The following is a 17094-nucleotide window of genomic DNA, read 5'->3' as shown; positions in this document are numbered from 1 at the left end:
CGGTTCCCGGAGCGGTCACCGAGCCCGAGGGCTCGGTACGGTGCGGTCTCCGACCGTAAAGTACCTGACCGCTCCCGCGGAGCGGTTACCGAACCCGTAGGCTCGGTTCGGCAATTCACCCCTTCATCGAATCCCAGAAATGCTTGACCGAGCTGAAGAAGCTGGAGCTTTCTGGGTTGTTGTCATCGCTCAGCGCCTCGAACTCGCGCAGCAGCTCCTTTTGCTTGGAGCTGAGATTGACCGGCGTTTCGACGGCCAGTTCGATGAACATGTCGCCATGGCCGCCGCCGCGCAGGGCGGGCATGCCCTTGCCGCGCAAGCGCATCTGCCGTCCCGACTGGCTGCCGGCGGGGATCTTGACCCGAGAGCGGCCGCCATCGATGGTCGGCACCTCGATATCGCCGCCCAGAGCGGCCGCCGTCATGGCCACGGGCACCCGGCAATGCAACTCGGTCCCTTCGCGCTCGAAGATCTTGTGCGGCGAGACCTCGATGAAGATGTAGAGGTCGCCCGGGGGTCCGCCGCGCATGCCGGCTTCGCCTTCGCCGGCCAGCCGGATCCGCGTGCCCGTCTCGACCCCGGCGGGGATGTTCACCGACAGCGCACGATCCTTCTGGACGCGCCCCGCACCGCCGCACTTGTTGCAGGGGTTCTTGATGATCTGACCCAGTCCCGAACAGGTCGGGCAGGTCCGTTCCACCGTGAAGAAGCCTTGGGTCGCGCGCACCTTGCCCATGCCCGAACAGGTCGGGCAGGTCGTGGGCTCGGCCCCGCCCTCGGCGCCCGAGCCGTTGCACTCGTCGCAGGGCACCGAGGTCGGCACGTTGATCGTCTTCTGCAGCCCGTTATAGGCCTCTTCCAGCGTCACGCGCAGGTTGTAGCGCAGATCCGCGCCGCGCGCGGCGCGCTGCCGCCCTCCTTGGCGGCCGCCCATGAAATCGCCGAACAGGTCGTCGAACACGTCGGAAAAAGCGCTGGCGAAATCGCCCTGCTGGCCGGCGCCGAAGCCGCCGCCGGGGCGCCCGCCACCGCCGCCCATGCCGCCTTCGAACGCGGCATGGCCGAACCGATCATAGGCCGCCTTCTTCTCGGCGTCCTTCAGGACGTCATAGGCCTCGTTGGCTTCCTTGAACTGCGCCTCGGCATTGGGATTGTCCGCGTTGCGGTCGGGATGCAGTTCCTTGGCCTTCTTGCGATAGGCCTTCTTGATCTCGTCCGCCGAGGCCCCCTTGGCCACGCCGAGCACATCGTAATAGTCCCGCTTGGACATGTATGTCCTCCTTGTCTCGGAACGCAAGGGGCCGGCCCGGTGTCCGGACCGGCCCCAAACTGGTTCCGAAAGCTATGACCTCAGGCCCGCTTGTTGTCGTCGAGATCCTCGAAATCGGCATCTACGATATCGTCGTCATCCGCCGCACCCGACGGGTTGTCGGTCTCGGCCGGACCTTCGGAGGCGCCTTCCTCGGCCTGTGCCTTGTAGATCGCCTCGCCCAGCTTCATCGCCGCTTCGGTGACGTTCTGGATGCCCGACTTGATCTTCTCGGCGGTCACGTCGTCCTTCTCGAGATCGTCCTTGAGCGCGGCCACGGCCAGCTCGATCGCCTCGACGGTGGAGGGATCGACCTTGTCGCCGTGATCCTCGATCGACTTCTCGGTCGAATGGATCAGGCTTTCCGCCTGGTTGCGGGCCTCGACCAGCTCCTTGCGCTCCTTGTCGGCCTCGGCGTTCTCCTCGGCTTCCTTCACCATCCGCTCGATATCGTCATCCGACAGGCCACCCGACGCCTGGATGGTGATCTTCTGCTCCTTGCCGGTGCCCTTGTCCTTGGCGCTGACCGACACGATGCCGTTGGCGTCGATGTCGAAGGTCACCTCGATCTGGGGCATGCCGCGCGGGGCCGGCGGAATGTCCTCAAGGTTGAACTGGCCCAGCATCTTGTTGTCCGAGGCCATCTCGCGCTCACCCTGGAAGACGCGGATCGTCACGGCCGACTGGTTGTCCTCGGCGGTCGAGAAGACCTGGGACTTCTTGGTCGGGATCGTGGTGTTCCGGTCGATCAGGCGGGTGAAGACACCGCCCAGCGTCTCGATGCCCAGCGACAGCGGCGTCACGTCGAGCAGGACCACGTCCTTGACGTCACCCTGCAGCACGCCGGCCTGGATGGCGGCGCCCATGGCGACCACCTCGTCGGGGTTCACGCCCTTGTGGGGTTCCTTGCCGAAGAACTTGGTCACTTCCTCGAAGACCTTGGGCATGCGCGTCTGGCCACCGACCAGCACGACCTCGTCGATATCCGTGGTCGACAGCCCGGCATCCTTGAGCGCGGCCTGGCACGGCTTGATCGAGTTCTTGATCAGGTCGTTGACGAGGCTTTCCAGCTTGGCGCGGGTCAGCTTCATCACCAGGTGCAGCGGCGTGCCGCCCGAGCCCATCGAGATGAACGGCTGGTTGATCTCGGTCTGGGTGGCGCTGGACAGCTCGATCTTGGCCTTCTCGGCGGCCTCTTTCAGGCGCTGCAGGGCCATCTTGTCCTGTGTCAGGTCGACGCCGTGCTCTTTCTTGAACTCGCTCGCCAGGTAGTTGACGATCCGCATGTCGAAGTCTTCACCACCAAGGAAGGTGTCACCATTGGTGGACTTCACCTCGAACAGGCCGTCATCGATCTCGAGGATGGTCACGTCGAAGGTGCCGCCGCCGAGGTCGTAGACCGCGATCGTCTTGCTGTCCTTCTTGTCCAGACCATAGGCCAACGCGGCGGCGGTCGGCTCGTTGATGATGCGCAGCACGTTCAGGCCGGCGATCTTGCCCGCGTCCTTGGTGGCCTGACGCTGGGCGTCGTTGAAATAGGCCGGGACGGTGATGACCGCTTCGGTCACTTCCTCGCCAAGATAGCTTTCGGCGGTTTCCTTCATCTTCTGCAGGATGAAGGCCGAGATCTGGCTGGGGCTGTACTTCTCGCCACGGGCCTCGACCCATGCGTCCCCATTGCCGCCATCGATGATCTTGTACGGGACGATGTCCTTGTCCTTGGTCACCTCGGCATCGGTGGTGCGGCGCCCGATCAGGCGCTTGACCGCGAAGATGGTGGCTTCGGGGTTGGTCACGGCCTGCCGCTTGGCCGGCTGGCCGACAAGACGTTCGTCGTCGGTGAAGGCGACAATCGAGGGTGTCGTCCGGGCACCTTCCGCGTTCTCGATCACGCGGGCCTGGCTGCCATCCATGATGGCCACGCAGGAGTTCGTGGTGCCAAGGTCGATTCCGATCACTTTACCCATGGTTTCGATCCCTTATCTTTCGTCAGGCGATGTCACGAGGCGTGGGGACCCGTTTCGGCATCCTGCCCCGCATCTCTTGAGGCCGGCGAGACGTCCCGCCAGCGCGTTCGGAGGGTATATAAGGAGGGGTATTGAGTGCTGCAAGCGCCGTGAGTGCGGCAATTGTCGGGAAACCCCCGCTGCTTGCAAGTTGCCATGGCAGGAAGGACCGTCGATGACACCGATCGAACGCAAGGGTTTCGTGATCCACCCCGAATTCCTGAACCGTGCCGCGCAGGAGGCACTGGTCGCGCGCCTGCGCGAGATCCTGCGCGCCGCACCGCTGGTGCAGCCCGTGACGCCGCGTGGCCGGCCCATGTCGGTGCGCATGAGCGCCGCGGGCGATTTCGGCTGGATCACCGACCGGCGCGGCTATCGCTATGAGCCGCGCCACCCCGAGGGCATGGCCTGGCCGGAGATTCCGTCCGAGGTGCGCGCCATCTGGGACGCGGTCAGCGGCTGCGATCGCGCGCCCGAGTGCTGCCTGATCAACTGGTACGGCGAAGGCGCGCGCATGGGGATGCACCAGGACCATGACGAGGCCGACCTGTCCTGCCCGGTGGTGTCGGTCAGCCTGGGCGACGAGGCGCTGTTCCGCATGGGCAACGTGGCGCGCGGCGGCCGGACGGAAACGGTCTGGCTGCGTTCGGGCGACGTGGTTGTGATGGGCGGCGACGCGCGCCTCGCCCATCACGGGGTGGACCGGATCCGCTTCGGCTCGTCCACGCTGCTGCCGCAGGGCGGGCGCATCAACCTGACGCTGCGCGTCGTCACTGCGCCGGCGGGGCGGTGAGCACGCAACAGCCGTTGTGAAAGCGCTCGCCCTCGGCGGTCAGCGCCCAGATCGCGCCGCGCAGCCCGTATTCCGCGTCGATCATTGTGCTGGAGCAACTGCCCGGCTGGATCGCGGCGGTGACGGTGATGCCCTCGCCGCGAGCGAGCACGCCCCGTGCGAAGAGATGTTCGCCCCCGCTGGCAAGGCTGCCGGCCTGCAGCAGAAAGCCCTGCTCGCCGTAACCCACCCGGTATTGCGCGGCACCGCCCTGGGTGACAATGAAGCTCCACGGGTATTCGCTGCCCGAGCAGCGCAGATGCGGCCAGTCCGGATAGGTCGCGCCGGGCACCGCGGCCATGTAACGCATGAAGACCCAGCCCATGCCGGCCTCGCCCGCGCGCACCAGCCCCCACTTGCCCGAGCTGTCCAGCTCCAGCACCTCGACATACCGGTCATCGGGGCCGAGCGCGCCAAGGATCTCGGTGCCGCTGCGCGGCTCGGCCCGGATGTTCAGGACATCATCGGCCGCGACATCGGTCACGTGGTAGAGCACCGGGTCGGCAGCGACGGCGAGGGGAGAGAGGGCGACCAGCAGCGCGAGGACCAGCGCGCGCATCAGTCGGCCTGCACCGAACAGCAGCCGGAATAGACCTGCATGTCATACCCGCTGAGCACGACCGTGCCGTCATGACCGAACAGGTTGTCCGACATCCCGTCCGAGCAGATCTCGCGCCCGACGACCAGCGCGATGTTCTCGCCCGGGGCGGTGCCCAGAACGGCATGCGGGAAGGGCCGGCCCGAGGCGGTCGTGACATTGCCGATGCGGAACGCCTTGCTCCGCCCCTCGGGCGTCGAGAAGATCGCGCTGTTGCCCTGCGTCACCTCCAGCGACCAGAACGGCTCGGTCCCGAAACAGTCGAAGCGCAGCGCATGCGGCAGGTCGCTGTCGGGCTGGCGGGAAAGGAAACGCATCGAGGCCCAGCCGGACACGCCGTCCACGTTGACCCGGCCCCAGTTGTCCTGCGTCTCGACCACCTCGACGCCGCGGGCATCGAAGGCCAGCGTGCCGATCACGGTGGAACTGGCACTGGGCCGGTTGCGCACGTTCAGGATGTCGTCCGAGGCGACATCGGTCACGTCGTAGAGGGCCGGCAGGTTCTGCGCCGCAACGGCGCCTGCAAGGATCATGAAAAAGGCAGCCAGTCTAATCATCGTCGCGCACTCCAGGAAGCAGATGCGTGTTTGCGGGTGTAAAATTCACCCATGAGACCAATCATGATCAGGATGATAGACAGGTAGAAGGCATATTCCCAGTCGGAATTCCGGGGGTTGTAATCCACGAAAGCGTAGCCACGCGACTGGTCGATCGTGTGGAAGAGCGGGTTCCAGTCGAACATGACCAGCATCTTGGGCGGCAGCGTGTTGGCCACGAACATCTTGCCCGAGGCGATCATGTTGGCGCGCTGGTAGATGGTCGAGATGATGCTGACCGGCTCGGGGAACCAGGGCTTGGCGGCCAGGAAGACCAGCCCGATCGCCGCCCCCGAGAACCAAGACAGCAGCACCATGGCCATGCAGCCGATCGGGTCGTGGATCTCGCTCATGACATAGGGATTGAAGGCCACGTCATAGACGAAGAGGATCGCGAAAAGCGACAGGATCTGGATGTAGAGCGTGCTGACCATGGCCGCCGCGATGGCGATGGCGGTGTTCATCGGCGCATGCTGCATCATCGGGCTGGCCGGCCCCTCGGACCCGGCGACGGCGCCCAGCGTCTTGGTATGGGTCATGAACAGGAAGACCCCGGTCATGATGTAGATGATGAAATCGCCCCGGATCGCCGTGCCGCGCAGCCCCAGGATCGAGAACATGACCACGAAGGCCAGCACGAAGATGATCGTCTGCAGCATGTTCATGAAGATCGCCATGAACGCGTTGCCATGCGTCTTTCGGACTGCGCGGACCGAGTTGTGATAGACGAGCTCGGCAATATAGAGGGCGGATCCCAGCCGGGACCGGGGGGCGGTGACCTGAAACATGATGGCGCTGCTCCGATACGCGGCCTGATCTGCGGCATGCTTGCCGTTCTTTGTAATCGGCAGCATAAGTCGGGAGAGCTTTCAAATCAATGAAACCGCGCCTGTCGCGGAGAGGAGCCGGCCCCATGAACTATTCCGAACTGACCCCGATCATGCGGCGCCTTGCGCTGGAGGCGGGCGACAAGATCATGGAGATCTACAACTCCGACGATTTCGACGTGCGCGCCAAGTCCGACGAGAGCCCGGTCACCGCCGCGGACGAGGCTGCCGACGCGCTGATCTCGGCCGGGCTGCGCGAGGCCTTTCCGGATGTCGCGCTGGTGACCGAGGAGCAGGCCGACAGCCATGACACCGAAGCGCTGACCTTCCTGATCGTCGATCCGCTGGACGGCACCAAGGAATTCGTCAACCGCCGCGGCGATTTCACCGTGAACATCGCATTGGTCGAGGATGGCGTGCCGACCCGCGGCGTGGTCTATGCCCCGGCGCGCGAGCGCATGTTCTACACCGACAGCGTGGGCGTCGCGGTCGAGGAGACCGGCCCCTTCGACAAGGACACCCCCGGCGAAACCACCCCCATCAAGGTGGGCGAGCCCGACAACGAGGCGCTGATGGTCGTGGCCTCCAAGTCGCATCGCGACGAGGCGACCGACGCCTATATCAACAAGTATGCGGTCAAGGACATGACCAGCGCCGGCTCCTCGCTGAAATTCTGTCTCGTGGCGACCGGTGAGGCCGATCTCTATCCGCGTCTGGGCCGCACGATGGAGTGGGACACCGCCGCCGGTCATGCCGTGCTGAACGGGGCTGGCGGACGGGTCGTGCGCTTCGACGATCACTCCGCGCTCGCCTATGGCAAGGTCGGGTTCGCCAACCCGTTCTTCATCGCCTACGCGCCGGGGGTGGAGCTGAAGGAAGGCTGAGCCCCGGTGCCCGCCCGCCCGGTCAGCGTGGTCGTTGTCAGCCGGGGTCGCCCCGCGGCGCTTGCGCGCTGCGTGGCCGGGATCGCCCAGCTCGACTATGCGCCGCTGGAGGTCGTGGTGGTGGCCTGCCCCGAGGGGCAGGCCGTCGTGCGGGGCTGGCCGGAGAATGGCGGCATCAAGCTGGTGCCCTTCGACCGGCCCAATATCTCGCAGGCGCGCAATCTGGGAGTTGCGCAGGCCGCGGGCGAACTTGTGGCCTTCATCGACGATGACGCCGTGCCCGAACCGCTCTGGCTGAGGCATCTCGTAAGCCCCTTCGACCGGCCCGAGGTGGCGGCCGCGGGCGGGTACGTCATCGGCCGCAACGGGATTTCCTTTCAATGGACGGCGCGCAGCATCGACCAGACGGGCGAGGCACATGCGCTGGCGCTGGCCGGGACAGATCCGGCCATCCCGGACCCCGGCCCGGGGCGTGCCACCAAGACCGAGGGCACCAACATGGCGGTGCGGCGCGCGGTGCTGGCCCGGCTTGGCGGTTTCGACCCTGCCTTTGCCTTCTACCTTGACGAGACCGACCTGAACATGCGCATCGCCGAGGCCGGGCTGGCCACGGCGATCGTGCCGCTGGCGCAGGTCCATCACGGCTTTGCCGAAAGCCCGCGGCGCGCGCCCGACCGGACGCCGCGCGACCTTTCCCAGATCGCGGCCTCCAAGCAGGTTTTCCTGCGCAAGCACTGCCCTGCATCCGAGCACGCCGAGGCCTGGGCCACCTTCCACGCGGCGCAACGGGCACGCCTGTTGCGCGCCATGCAACGCGGGCCGCTGGCCCCGGATGACGTGATGCGCCTGCTGGCCGGGCTGGATCGGGGCGCGCACGAGGGGGCGCAGCGCGAGATCGACGCCCTGCCGGAACTGCCCGACCCGCCGGCCTTCCAGGACTTCGGCGCGATGCCGGGCGCGCCGCACGAGGTGCTTGCCGGGCGCAGTTGGCAGGCTGATACGCTGCGCGCGCAGGCGGCGGACATGGTGGGCCATGGCGCAACCGTGACGCTGTTCCTGCTTTCACCAACCGCGCGTCCCCACAGGGTGCGGTTCACCGCGACCGGTGTCTGGGAGCAGAGCGGCGGTCTCTTCGGGCGCAGCCGTCGAGATGCTTCATTTTTCCGCTATTGGCGATTTTCCGCTCGCATCGAGGACGAGATGCGGCGCCTCGTCCCTGTTCGCGGCCACATGAGTTACGTAAAGACGGGTCAGGAAACGAGTTGTCAGAAAAGGCACAACAAAAACTGAAATTGACGCGCCAGGCTCGCACGAAACAGGCACATGCCGATAAACGTTCGTGTAAGATGCCGCCACGATGGAACAAGGAGTAGGCAGATGCGCAAGAAGGTCACGAAAGCCATTTTCCCGGTCGCAGGTCTGGGGACCCGGTTTCTGCCGGCCACCAAGTCGGTTCCCAAGGAGATCATGACGCTGGTCGACCGACCCCTGATCCAGTACGCGATCGATGAAGCGCGCGCGGCCGGCATCAAGGAATTCATCTTCGTCACCTCGCGGGGCAAGAGCGCGCTCGAGGATTATTTCGACCATGCCCCCACGCTGGAGCAGGAGTTGCGCCGCAAGGGCAAGGATGCGCTGCTGGAGACGCTCAAGAGCACCAACATGGATTCCGGCGACATCGCCTATATCCGCCAGCACAAGGCACTGGGGCTGGGCCATGCCGTCTGGTGCGCGCGGCGCCTGATCCACAACGAACCCTTTGCCGTCATCCTGCCCGATGACGTCATCGCCGCCGAAAAGCCCTGCCTGCAGCAGATGGTCGAGGCCTATGAAGAGGTCGGCGGCAACATGGTCGCGGCAATGGAAGTTCCGCAGGAACGTATCAGCTCCTACGGTGTGCTGGACGTGGCCGAGGACATGGGCAGCATGGTCAAGGTCAAGGGCATGGTCGAGAAGCCCGAGGCAGAAAAAGCCCCGTCCAACCTCGCCGTGATCGGTCGCTACATCCTGTCCTCCGAGATCTTCCGGAACCTGAACAAGATGAAATCGGGCGCCGGTGGCGAGGTCCAGCTGACCGATGCCATCGCCCAGCAGATCGGCGACGAGGACAACGGCGTCTACGGCTATCGCTTCCGCGGCCAGCGTTTCGATTGCGGCTCCAAGGCCGGCTTCCTGCAGGCGACGGTGGCCTTCGGCCTGGCCCGCGATGATCTGCGCGACGATCTCGACGCCTACCTGCAAGAGATGATGTCCTCGCGCAAGGCAGCGGAATAACCACGTGACGACAGTATTGGTGACGGGCGGGGCCGGCTATATCGGCAGCCACGCCTGCAAGACATTGGCACGGGCAGGATACACGCCCGTGACCTATGACAACCTCTCGACCGGCTGGCGGGACGCGGTGAAATTCGGCCCGCTGGAAACGGGCGAATTGACCGATCGCGCGCGTTTGGATGATGTCTTTGCCAAGTGGCAGCCCGTGGCCGTGATGCACTTTGCCGCGCTCAGCCTCGTGGGCGAGGCGATGGCCAAGCCCGGGCTCTACTGGCGCAACAATGTCGAGGGGTCGCTGACGCTGCTCGAGGCCGCCGCCGCCGCGGGCTGTACGCAATTCGTCTTCTCCTCGACCTGCGCCACCTATGGCGAGCATGACAATGTCGTGCTGGACGAGGACACGCCCCAGCTGCCGCTGAACGCCTACGGCGCCTCCAAGCGTGCCATCGAGGACATGCTGCGCGATTTCGAGGCAGCCCACGGGCTGCGGCACGTGATCTTCCGCTATTTCAACGTGGCGGGCGCCGATCCCGATGGCGAGGTGGGCGAGCATCACCGCCCGGAGACGCACCTGATCCCGGTCATGCTGGACGCGATCGACGGCAAGCGCCCGGCCCTGACCATTCACGGCACCGATTACGACACGGCGGACGGCACCTGCATCCGCGACTACGTGCATGTCTGCGATCTGGTCGATGCGCATGTGGCCGGGCTGAAATGGCTGGAAGAGGGGCAGAAAAGCCGCGTCTTCAATCTTGGCACCGGGCGTGGCTTCTCGGTCCGCGAGGTGATCGACGCGGCCGGGCACGTGACCAATGCCGAGGTGCCTTGCACCGAAGGCCCACGTCGTCCGGGGGATGCGACCAAGCTGGTCTCCGGCTCGACCCGCGCCGGCGAGGAGCTGGGATGGCGGCCCGAACGCTCCACCCTGCAACAGATGATCTCGGACGCGTGGCGTTGGCACAAGAATGGGCATTACGAGGCCTGAGGCCCGTCTGCTCGACCTGACCCGGCTGGTCAGCCGGGCCGGGCGCCCCATGACCGGCGTCGACCGTGTCGAGTTCGCCTATCTTCGCCAGCTTCTGGAAGAGGGGCCGCTTTACGGGCTGGTACGCAGCTCGCTGGGCTTTGTCCTTCTGGACGCGGCGGGCTGTGCGCAACTGCGTGACCGCCTGACCCATGGCGGGTGGGGGCCGCCGGATCGCCTGTCACGGATCAAGCGGGGCCTCGATCCGACACGCGCGCGGGCCGAGGCGGATCTGCGGCGTATCTGTCGCGACCGATGCCTGCCCATCGGGCTGTCGCGCATGCTGCGTCGGCACCTGCCGCAGGGCGTGCACTACATCAATACCGGGCATACCAACCTGACCGACCGGGTGCTGTCCGCCCTGACGGGGGTCGGGGCGCGCATCGCCGTGTTGATCCACGACACGATCCCGCTGGACGCGCCCGAATACCAGCGCCCCGAGACCGCGCTGCGCTTCCGCCGCTTCCTGACGCGTGCGGCCGGGCGTGCCGATCTGCTGATCTGCAATTCGTACCAGACACAGGCCGACATCACGCGCCATCTCGGCGCCGGGCGCGTGCCGCCCTGTGTCGTCGCGCATCTGGGTATCGACCCGCCCGTGCCCGGCGTGGCGCCGCGCGGCCCCTGGCAGGGCGCGCCCTATTTCGTGACGCTGGGCACGATCGAGCCGCGCAAGAACCACGCCTTCCTTCTGGACCTCTGGCCGGAGGTTGCGCCGGCCCATCTGCTGATCTGCGGCAGCCGTGGCTGGCGCAACGAGGCCGTGTTCGAGCGGCTGGATGCCAGGCCCGAGCGGGTGCATGAGCTGCCCGGCCTCCCGGATTCGGAAATCGCCGCGCTGATGCAGGGCGCAAACGGCGTGCTGTTTCCCAGCCTCGCAGAAGGCTACGGCCTGCCCCCGATCGAGGCGGCCGCGCTGGGCGTGCCGGTGGTCTGCAACGATTTGTCCATCTATCGAGAAATTCTGGAAGATATTCCCATTTACGCCCCTGTGACGGACAGGTATCTTTGGGCAACAACCATAAGCATGCTGGCAAAGGACGATCGGGCAGCGCAGTCAGCCTCCGCCGACCGGATCCGGGAATTCGCCCCCCCGACATGGGAGGCGCATTTCAAGACTGTGTTAAACCTGATCTGATAGCAGCACGCCAACAGGACAACGCCGGCTTCGGGGGCGGACAGAGGGGGCGCTCTATTGGGGGCATGGCAGTCATACCGGTTGAGGCTTCGCCGCAGGCGCTGGCGCATCCGTGCCTTTCGCAAGCGTCGCGACCTGCGCCCGGTCGCCAACCGCACCGCCGATATCCGCCCCGGGGACATCCTGCTCTTCTCCACGCAGCGCAACGAGGGCGTGCGCCTGCCATGGTTCCTGAAATACTACCGCGAGATGGGGGTGAACCACTTCTTCTTCGTGGACAATGACAGCGCGGATGGCTCGCTCGACTATCTCGCGCGGCAGCCCGACGTGTCGGTCTGGACGACGCGGGCCAGCTACAAGCGGGCCCGGTTCGGCGTCGACTGGCTGAACTGGCTGTCGATGAAATACGCCCATGGGCACTGGATCCTGACCGTCGACCCGGATGAGCTGTTTCTCTACCCGTTCTGCGACACGCGCCCGCTGCGTGCGCTGACCGACTGGCTGGATGCCTCCTCGATCAAGTCCTTTTCGGCCATGCTGCTGGACATGTATCCCAAGGGGCGGCTGGACCAGCAACCCTACAGCGCCGGCCAGGACCCGCTGGAGATCGCGTCCTGGTTCGATGCGGGCAATTACACGATCAGCCGGAACGGCCAGCTGGGCAATCTGTGGATCCAGGGTGGACCGCGGGCGCGCGTATTCTTTGCCGATGATCCGGCCAAGGCGCCGGCGCTGAACAAGATCCCGCTGGTCAAGTGGGACCGGCGCTATGCCTATGTTTCGTCGACCCACAACCTGCTGCCGCGCGGGCTGAACCAGGTCTACGACGAATGGGGCGGCGAGAAGGCCAGCGGCATCCTGCTGCACACCAAGTTCCTCAGCACCTTTGCCGAGAAGGCCGAGGAAGAGCTCACGCGCAAGCAGCATTACGGCGCCAGCCGCGAATACACCGCCTATGCCGAGGCGGTGCGCGACAATCCCGATCTCTGGTGCAAGTGGTCCGAGAAATACATCAACTGGCGCCAGCTCGAGATCCTCGGCCTCATGTCCAAGGGGAACTGGGCATGACCGTCGGCATCGTGATGCTGGTGCACACGGCGCTGAACCGGGCCGAGGAGGTGGCGCGCCACTGGACCCGGGGCGGCTGTCCCGTGGTGATCCATGTCGACCGGATCGTGCCGAAACCCGCCTTCGACGCGTTTGTCGAAAGCCTGTCGGATTGCCCTTCGATCCTGTTCTCGCGCCGCCATCGCTGCGAATGGGGGACCTGGGGGCTGGTCGCGGCCAGCCAGGACGCGGCCGAGCTGATGCTCAACCGCTTCGAGGAGGTGCGCCATGTCTACCTCGCCTCCGGCGCCTGCCTGCCGCTGCGCCCGGTCGAGGAGCTGGTCGAATATCTGGCGATGCGGCCGCGCACCGACTTCATCGAAAGCGCCACCACGGCCGACGTGCCCTGGACGGTGGGCGGGCTCGACCATGAACGCTTCACCATGTATTTTCCGTTTTCCTGGCGCAAGCACCGCTATCTTTTCGACCGCTTCGTCGAGTTCCAGCGCCAGATCGGGTTCCGCCGACGCGTGCCCAAGGGGCTGGTGCCGCATATGGGCAGCCAGTGGTGGTGCCTGACGCGCCAGACCCTTTCGGCCATCCTGCAGGATCCGGACCGCCCGAAATACGACCGCTACTTCCGGCGGGTCTGGATCCCGGATGAAAGCTATTTCCAGACCCTGTCGCGGCTCTATTCCACCAATATCGAAAGCCGCTCGCTGACCCTGTCCAAGTTCGACTTCCAGGGCAAGCCGCACATCTTCTACGACGACCATCTGCAATTGCTGCGCCGCTCCGACTGTTTCGTGGCGCGCAAGATCTGGCCGCATGCCGGCCGGCTCTACGATGCCTTCCTGTCCGAGCCGAACGGCACCACCTCCCGGCAGGAGCCCAATCCCGGCAAGATCGACCGCATCTTCGCCAAGGCGGTCGACCGGCGAACCCGGGGGCGGGCCGGGCTCTACATGCAGTCGCGCTTTCCCAATCTCGGCTGGGAGAACGGCGTGACCGCCGGCAAGTACTCGGTCTTCCAGGGGTTTTCCGAGCTGTTCCAGGACTTCGAATCCTGGCTGGCCCGCGCCACCGGCGCGCAGGTGCACGGCCATCTCTTCGGGCCCGAGCGGGCGGAATTCGCTGGCGGCCAGAGCGTTCTGAACGGCGCGCTTTCGGACAATGCCGCGCTGCGCGACTACAACCCCAAGGCCTTTCTCACCAACCTGCTGTGGAACACGCGCGGCGAGCGGCAGTGTTTCCAATACGGCCCGCATGACAACCCAAAGGTGCTGTGGGACATGTCGCGCGATCCCAATGCCCAGATCAGCGTGATCTCGGGCGCCTGGGCCGTGCCGCTGTTCAAGTCCAACGCCAATTTCGCCGATATCCGGACCGAGGCCGCGGCGCTGCAGAAGATCGAGAACAGCATGCTCGACACGCTGCGCAGCCCCGACGTCAAGGCCCGCATCCGGATCTGGAGCATGGCGGAATTCATCGAGGCCCCGATGGAGCCGCTGCAGGTCATCATCGACGAGATCGGCCAGAAGAGCCTGCGCCGGCTGGCCGAGGCGCCGCGGCTGGAAGATCTCGCCGGGTTTGGGCAGTTCCTGCAGAATCTCAAGAACCAGGGCATGCACCCCTACCTGATGGGGGATTTTCCGGTGGACCCCGGGCCGCGCGCGGCGCAGTCTCAGCGGCGCAAACCCTATCTCGTCAAGCACTAGGCCCCCATGTCCGATCGTTTCGACTGTTTCGTGATCTTTGCCGAGATGCGGACAGGCTCCAATTTCCTCGAAGCCAACCTGAACGCCTTTGACGGCATCACCTGCCATGGCGAGGCCTTCAATCCGCATTTCATCGGCTACCCCAATTCCGAGGAAATCCTGGGCATCACCCAGGTCGAACGCGATCACGATCCCACGCGCCTGCTGGGCCAGATCCGCCACGCGACGCCCGGCGGGATCGGGGGCTTCCGCTATTTCCACGATCACGACCCGCGCGTGCTGGAGCCGCTGTTGGCGGATCCGCGCGTGGCCAAGATCGTGCTGACGCGCAACCCCGTCGACAGCTATGTCAGCTGGAAGATCGCGCAGGCCACCGGCCAGTGGAAGCTGACCAATGTGAAGAGGCGCAAGGATGCCCGCGCGGTCTTTGATGCGGCCGAGTTCGAGACGCACCTGGCCGAGCTGCAGGACTTCCAGGTCCGGATCATGAACGCGCTGCAGACCACGGCGCAGACGGCTTTCTATGTCGCCTACGAAGATCTGCAGGATGTCGACGTGATGAACGGGCTGGCGCAATGGCTGGGCGCGCGCTCCCGGCTGGGCAGCCTGAACACGGCGCTCAAGCGCCAGAACCCGCAGCCCACAGCCGAGAAGGTCGCGAATTTCGACCAGATGGAACAGGCGCTGGCCCGGCTCGACCGGTTCAACCTGGCGCGCACTCCGAATTTCGAGCCGCGCCGCGGCCCGGTCGTGCCCGGATATGTCGCCGCCGCCCGCACGCCGCTGCTCTATATGCCGATCCGCTCCGGGCCGGAACCCGCCATTGCCGCCTGGCTGGCCGCGCTTGACGGTGTCGACCCGGGCGCACTGACGCGCGACTTCACGCAAGGCTCCTTGCGGGCCTGGAAGCGCGACCGGCCCGGCCATCGCAGCTTTACCGTGCTGCGCCACCCGGTCGCCCGCGCGCATGAGGCGTTCTGCAGCAAGATCCTGTCGCTGGAGAAGGGCAGCTTCCGAGGCATCCGCAAGACGCTGCGGCGGGCACATAACCTGCCCATCCCCGAGGATGCGCCGGGCGACGATTACGACGTCAACGCCCATCGCGCCGCCTTCACCGCGTGGCTGGGCTGGGTGAAGGCCAATCTCTCGGGCCAGACCGCCGTGCGGGTCGATGGTCATTGGGCGACACAGGCGCAATGCCTGCAAGGGATGAGCGAGTTTACCCTGCCGGACATGGTCGTTCGCGAAGACGAGATGGCGCTCTACCTGCCGGCGCTGGCCATGCAGGTCGGGCACCCCACGCCGCCTGATCCCGAACCGGTCCCGATCTCGGCCCCCTTCGCGCTGGCCGAGATCTACGACGACCGGATCGAGGCACTGGCCCGCGAGGCCTATGCCCGCGACTACATCATGTTCGGTTTCGACGACTGGGCCTGACACCCCGGCTGCGGGCACAAATTTCTTGAGAAAGAAATTTGCAAAAGTTTTTCTGAAAACTTTTGTCCCAGGCCCCAAGCGCGTTTCTTCAGCACGCCACGGCCGGGCATAGCTGTCATGCGGCCTGCACGCCCTCGACCTCGGTCAGGATCGTGTAGAGCGTAGCCGGGTCGGGATTGGCCCGGAGCTTGGCGCAGGTCATGCCTTCGCGCAGCGTGCGCGACACGAGGGCCAGGGCCTTGAGATGCTCCACACCCGCCTCTTCGGGGGCGAAGAGCGCAAAGACCACGTCGACTGGCTGGCGGTCGATCGCATCGAAATCGATGGGCTTTTCCAGCAGGATGAACACGCCGACCACCTCGGTCAGCTGCGAGACGCGCGCATGTGGCAGCGCCACGCCGTGGCCGACACCGGTCGGCCCCAGCGTTTCGCGCTCCATCAAGGCTTCGAACACCTCGCTCTCCGACAGGCCATAGGCGCCGGCGGCCACATCGGCAATGTCGTGCATCAGGCGCTTCTTGCTCGATGCGGAGGCAACGACCTTCACGGCCTCTGTCTTGAGGAGATCTACAAATTTCATGCTCAGCCTGTATTGTCGGGGCGGCCCGCTCGTTCAGGGATCGATCCAGCCGATATTGCCATCTTCCCGGCGATACACGACATTCACCCCGTCTTTTTTCTCGTTCCGGAACACGAGCACGGGGGCCCCTGCCAGTTGCATTTGCATCACTGCTTCACCAACGGACAGTGACGGGATCTTCGTTTCCATTTCGGCGACGATGATCGGCTGAAGCGTATCGGGCTCCGCCTCCTCCGATTCCGGCTCGCCGGCGAGGATATACGAAGACGCCCCGATATGTTCAACAGGTTCCGTCCGATCCTTGTGGTGATCCTTGAGCCGGCGCTTGTAGCGGCGCAGCTGCTTGTCCATCTTCTCGACGCAATCGTCGAAGGCGGCATAGATCTCGGTCGCATGCGCCTTGGCGGCAGCGTTCAGCCCGCTGGACAGGTGCACGACGGCTTCGCAATGGAATTCGTGCGCGGCCTTGGAAAAGATCACAGTGGCATCGGTGGGGCGCTGGCCGTACTTCTCCAGCACCTCGCCCAGCTCGTTGCGCACATGCGTCTGCAAAGCTTCCCCGACATCGATATGCTTGCCCGTGATCTGATAGCGCATCTTGCATCCTTTTCTCTTTTGCACCGCGGCTGTCCGGGGGACAGGGCCCCCGCGAAGATGCAGCAACGGTTCAGGAAAGACGCCCGCCGGCGCGGCCGGCCTGCCATGGCCCGTCCTGCACGAGCAGGGGGACGCCGGTCAGACATGCAGCGAACGTGGGTGCCATCCCTCTATTCAGGAACGGAAGACGGGGTCGTGTCAATCGAAACCGTGGTCAAATTTTC

General features: G+C 65.3%; 16 protein-coding genes. 9 read left to right on the top strand and 7 right to left on the bottom strand.

Annotated features, from left to right (window positions below):
* Nucleotides 1-115: 115 nt before the first annotated feature.
* Together dnaJ and dnaK are read right to left on the bottom strand one after the other, a co-directional pair.
* Entirely contained in the window at nt 116-1270 is a 1155-nt protein-coding gene (dnaJ, locus tag AVJ23_RS12445; RefSeq protein ID WP_058862512.1) for a molecular chaperone DnaJ, read from the bottom strand.
* 80 nt (nt 1271-1350) lie between these two features.
* On the bottom strand, nt 1351-3276 hold the full coding sequence (gene dnaK, locus AVJ23_RS12440) for a molecular chaperone DnaK (RefSeq protein ID WP_058862511.1): 1926 nt from the start codon (nt 3274-3276) through the stop codon (nt 1351-1353).
* Between the two features lie 214 nt (nt 3277-3490).
* On the opposite strand from dnaK, the gene AVJ23_RS12435 reads away from it, so the two are divergent.
* A complete protein-coding gene (locus AVJ23_RS12435) occupies nt 3491-4108 on the top strand; it encodes an alpha-ketoglutarate-dependent dioxygenase AlkB family protein (protein ID WP_058862510.1) in 618 nt (205 codons plus the stop codon).
* Here AVJ23_RS12435 and AVJ23_RS12430 read toward each other — a convergent pair.
* From AVJ23_RS12430 to AVJ23_RS12420, 3 genes are read right to left on the bottom strand one after another with little or no spacing between them, the layout of a single operon-like run.
* A complete protein-coding gene (locus AVJ23_RS12430; protein WP_058862509.1) occupies nt 4086-4706 on the bottom strand; it encodes an SH3 domain-containing protein in 621 nt (206 codons plus the stop codon). The genes AVJ23_RS12435 and AVJ23_RS12430 overlap by 23 nt on opposite strands.
* On the bottom strand, nt 4706-5278 hold the full coding sequence (locus tag AVJ23_RS12425; RefSeq protein ID WP_058862508.1) for a COG3650 family protein: 573 nt from the start codon (nt 5276-5278) through the stop codon (nt 4706-4708). The genes AVJ23_RS12430 and AVJ23_RS12425 overlap by 1 nt, the downstream gene beginning before the upstream one ends.
* 20 nt (nt 5279-5298) lie before the next feature.
* The gene (locus AVJ23_RS12420) at nt 5299-6129 is read right to left on the bottom strand and encodes an ABC transporter permease (RefSeq protein ID WP_058862549.1); all 831 of its coding nucleotides are present in this window, start codon (nt 6127-6129) and stop codon (nt 5299-5301) included.
* Between the two features lie 125 nt (nt 6130-6254).
* On the opposite strand from AVJ23_RS12420, the gene cysQ reads away from it, so the two are divergent.
* From cysQ to AVJ23_RS12380, 8 genes are all read left to right on the top strand, one after another.
* On the top strand, nt 6255-7052 hold the full coding sequence (gene cysQ, locus AVJ23_RS12415; RefSeq protein ID WP_058862507.1) for a 3'(2'),5'-bisphosphate nucleotidase CysQ: 798 nt from the start codon (nt 6255-6257) through the stop codon (nt 7050-7052).
* Nucleotides 7053-7058: 6 nt separating this feature from the next.
* Nucleotides 7059-8342, top strand: a complete 1284-nt coding sequence (locus AVJ23_RS12410; protein ID WP_058862506.1) for a glycosyltransferase family 2 protein — start codon at nt 7059-7061, stop codon at nt 8340-8342.
* An 87-nt stretch (nt 8343-8429) separates the two neighbouring features.
* Nucleotides 8430-9326, top strand: a complete 897-nt coding sequence (galU, locus tag AVJ23_RS12405) for a UTP--glucose-1-phosphate uridylyltransferase GalU (RefSeq protein ID WP_058862505.1) — start codon at nt 8430-8432, stop codon at nt 9324-9326.
* A 4-nt stretch (nt 9327-9330) separates the two neighbouring features.
* Entirely contained in the window at nt 9331-10314 is a 984-nt protein-coding gene (gene galE / locus AVJ23_RS12400) for a UDP-glucose 4-epimerase GalE (protein ID WP_058862504.1), read from the top strand.
* On the top strand, nt 10295-11491 hold the full coding sequence (locus AVJ23_RS12395; protein WP_058862503.1) for a glycosyltransferase family 4 protein: 1197 nt from the start codon (nt 10295-10297) through the stop codon (nt 11489-11491). The genes galE and AVJ23_RS12395 overlap by 20 nt, the downstream gene beginning before the upstream one ends.
* A gap of 81 nt (nt 11492-11572) precedes the next feature.
* A complete protein-coding gene (locus AVJ23_RS12390; RefSeq protein ID WP_240484628.1) occupies nt 11573-12559 on the top strand; it encodes a glycosyltransferase family 2 protein in 987 nt (328 codons plus the stop codon).
* Nucleotides 12556-14256 carry a DUF5927 domain-containing protein gene (locus tag AVJ23_RS12385; RefSeq protein WP_058862501.1) on the top strand — a complete coding sequence of 567 codons (1701 nt, stop codon included), beginning with the start codon at nt 12556-12558 and terminating at the stop codon, nt 14254-14256. The genes AVJ23_RS12390 and AVJ23_RS12385 overlap by 4 nt, the downstream gene beginning before the upstream one ends.
* Nucleotides 14257-14262: 6 nt before the next feature.
* Nucleotides 14263-15693, top strand: a complete 1431-nt coding sequence (locus AVJ23_RS12380; RefSeq protein ID WP_058862500.1) for a hypothetical protein — start codon at nt 14263-14265, stop codon at nt 15691-15693.
* Nucleotides 15694-15808: 115 nt separating this feature from the next.
* On the opposite strand, the gene AVJ23_RS12375 is transcribed toward AVJ23_RS12380, so the two are convergent.
* Both AVJ23_RS12375 and hpf read right to left on the bottom strand, forming a co-directional pair.
* Entirely contained in the window at nt 15809-16273 is a 465-nt protein-coding gene (locus tag AVJ23_RS12375; protein WP_058862499.1) for a PTS sugar transporter subunit IIA, read from the bottom strand.
* Between the two features lie 33 nt (nt 16274-16306).
* Nucleotides 16307-16870, bottom strand: a complete 564-nt coding sequence (hpf, locus tag AVJ23_RS12370; protein ID WP_058862498.1) for a ribosome hibernation-promoting factor, HPF/YfiA family — start codon at nt 16868-16870, stop codon at nt 16307-16309.
* Between the last annotated feature and the right edge of the window lie 224 nt (nt 16871-17094).

Source organism: Pseudoponticoccus marisrubri (assembly GCF_001482405.1).
Taxonomy (GTDB): domain Bacteria; phylum Pseudomonadota; class Alphaproteobacteria; order Rhodobacterales; family Rhodobacteraceae; genus Pseudoponticoccus; species Pseudoponticoccus marisrubri.
Note: the sequence above shows the minus strand (reverse complement) of the source record. Positions and strands in the feature narration are given on the sequence as shown.

Coding starts and splice junctions, on each gene's coding strand:
- AVJ23_RS12385 (WP_058862501.1), top strand. CDS start 12,556: ATGACCGTCGGCATCGTGATGCTGGTGCACACGGCGCTGAACCGGGCC.
- AVJ23_RS12380 (WP_058862500.1), top strand. CDS start 14,263: ATGTCCGATCGTTTCGACTGTTTCGTGATCTTTGCCGAGATGCGGACA.
- galU (WP_058862505.1), top strand. CDS start 8,430: ATGCGCAAGAAGGTCACGAAAGCCATTTTCCCGGTCGCAGGTCTGGGG.
- AVJ23_RS12435 (WP_058862510.1), top strand. CDS start 3,491: ATGACACCGATCGAACGCAAGGGTTTCGTGATCCACCCCGAATTCCTG.
- hpf (WP_058862498.1), bottom strand. CDS start 16,870: ATGCGCTATCAGATCACGGGCAAGCATATCGATGTCGGGGAAGCTTTG.
- AVJ23_RS12430 (WP_058862509.1), bottom strand. CDS start 4,706: ATGCGCGCGCTGGTCCTCGCGCTGCTGGTCGCCCTCTCTCCCCTCGCC.
- cysQ (WP_058862507.1), top strand. CDS start 6,255: ATGAACTATTCCGAACTGACCCCGATCATGCGGCGCCTTGCGCTGGAG.
- AVJ23_RS12420 (WP_058862549.1), bottom strand. CDS start 6,129: ATGTTTCAGGTCACCGCCCCCCGGTCCCGGCTGGGATCCGCCCTCTAT.
- dnaK (WP_058862511.1), bottom strand. CDS start 3,276: ATGGGTAAAGTGATCGGAATCGACCTTGGCACCACGAACTCCTGCGTG.
- AVJ23_RS12395 (WP_058862503.1), top strand. CDS start 10,295: ATGGGCATTACGAGGCCTGAGGCCCGTCTGCTCGACCTGACCCGGCTG.
- AVJ23_RS12375 (WP_058862499.1), bottom strand. CDS start 16,273: ATGAAATTTGTAGATCTCCTCAAGACAGAGGCCGTGAAGGTCGTTGCC.
- dnaJ (WP_058862512.1), bottom strand. CDS start 1,270: ATGTCCAAGCGGGACTATTACGATGTGCTCGGCGTGGCCAAGGGGGCC.
- AVJ23_RS12425 (WP_058862508.1), bottom strand. CDS start 5,278: ATGATCCTTGCAGGCGCCGTTGCGGCGCAGAACCTGCCGGCCCTCTAC.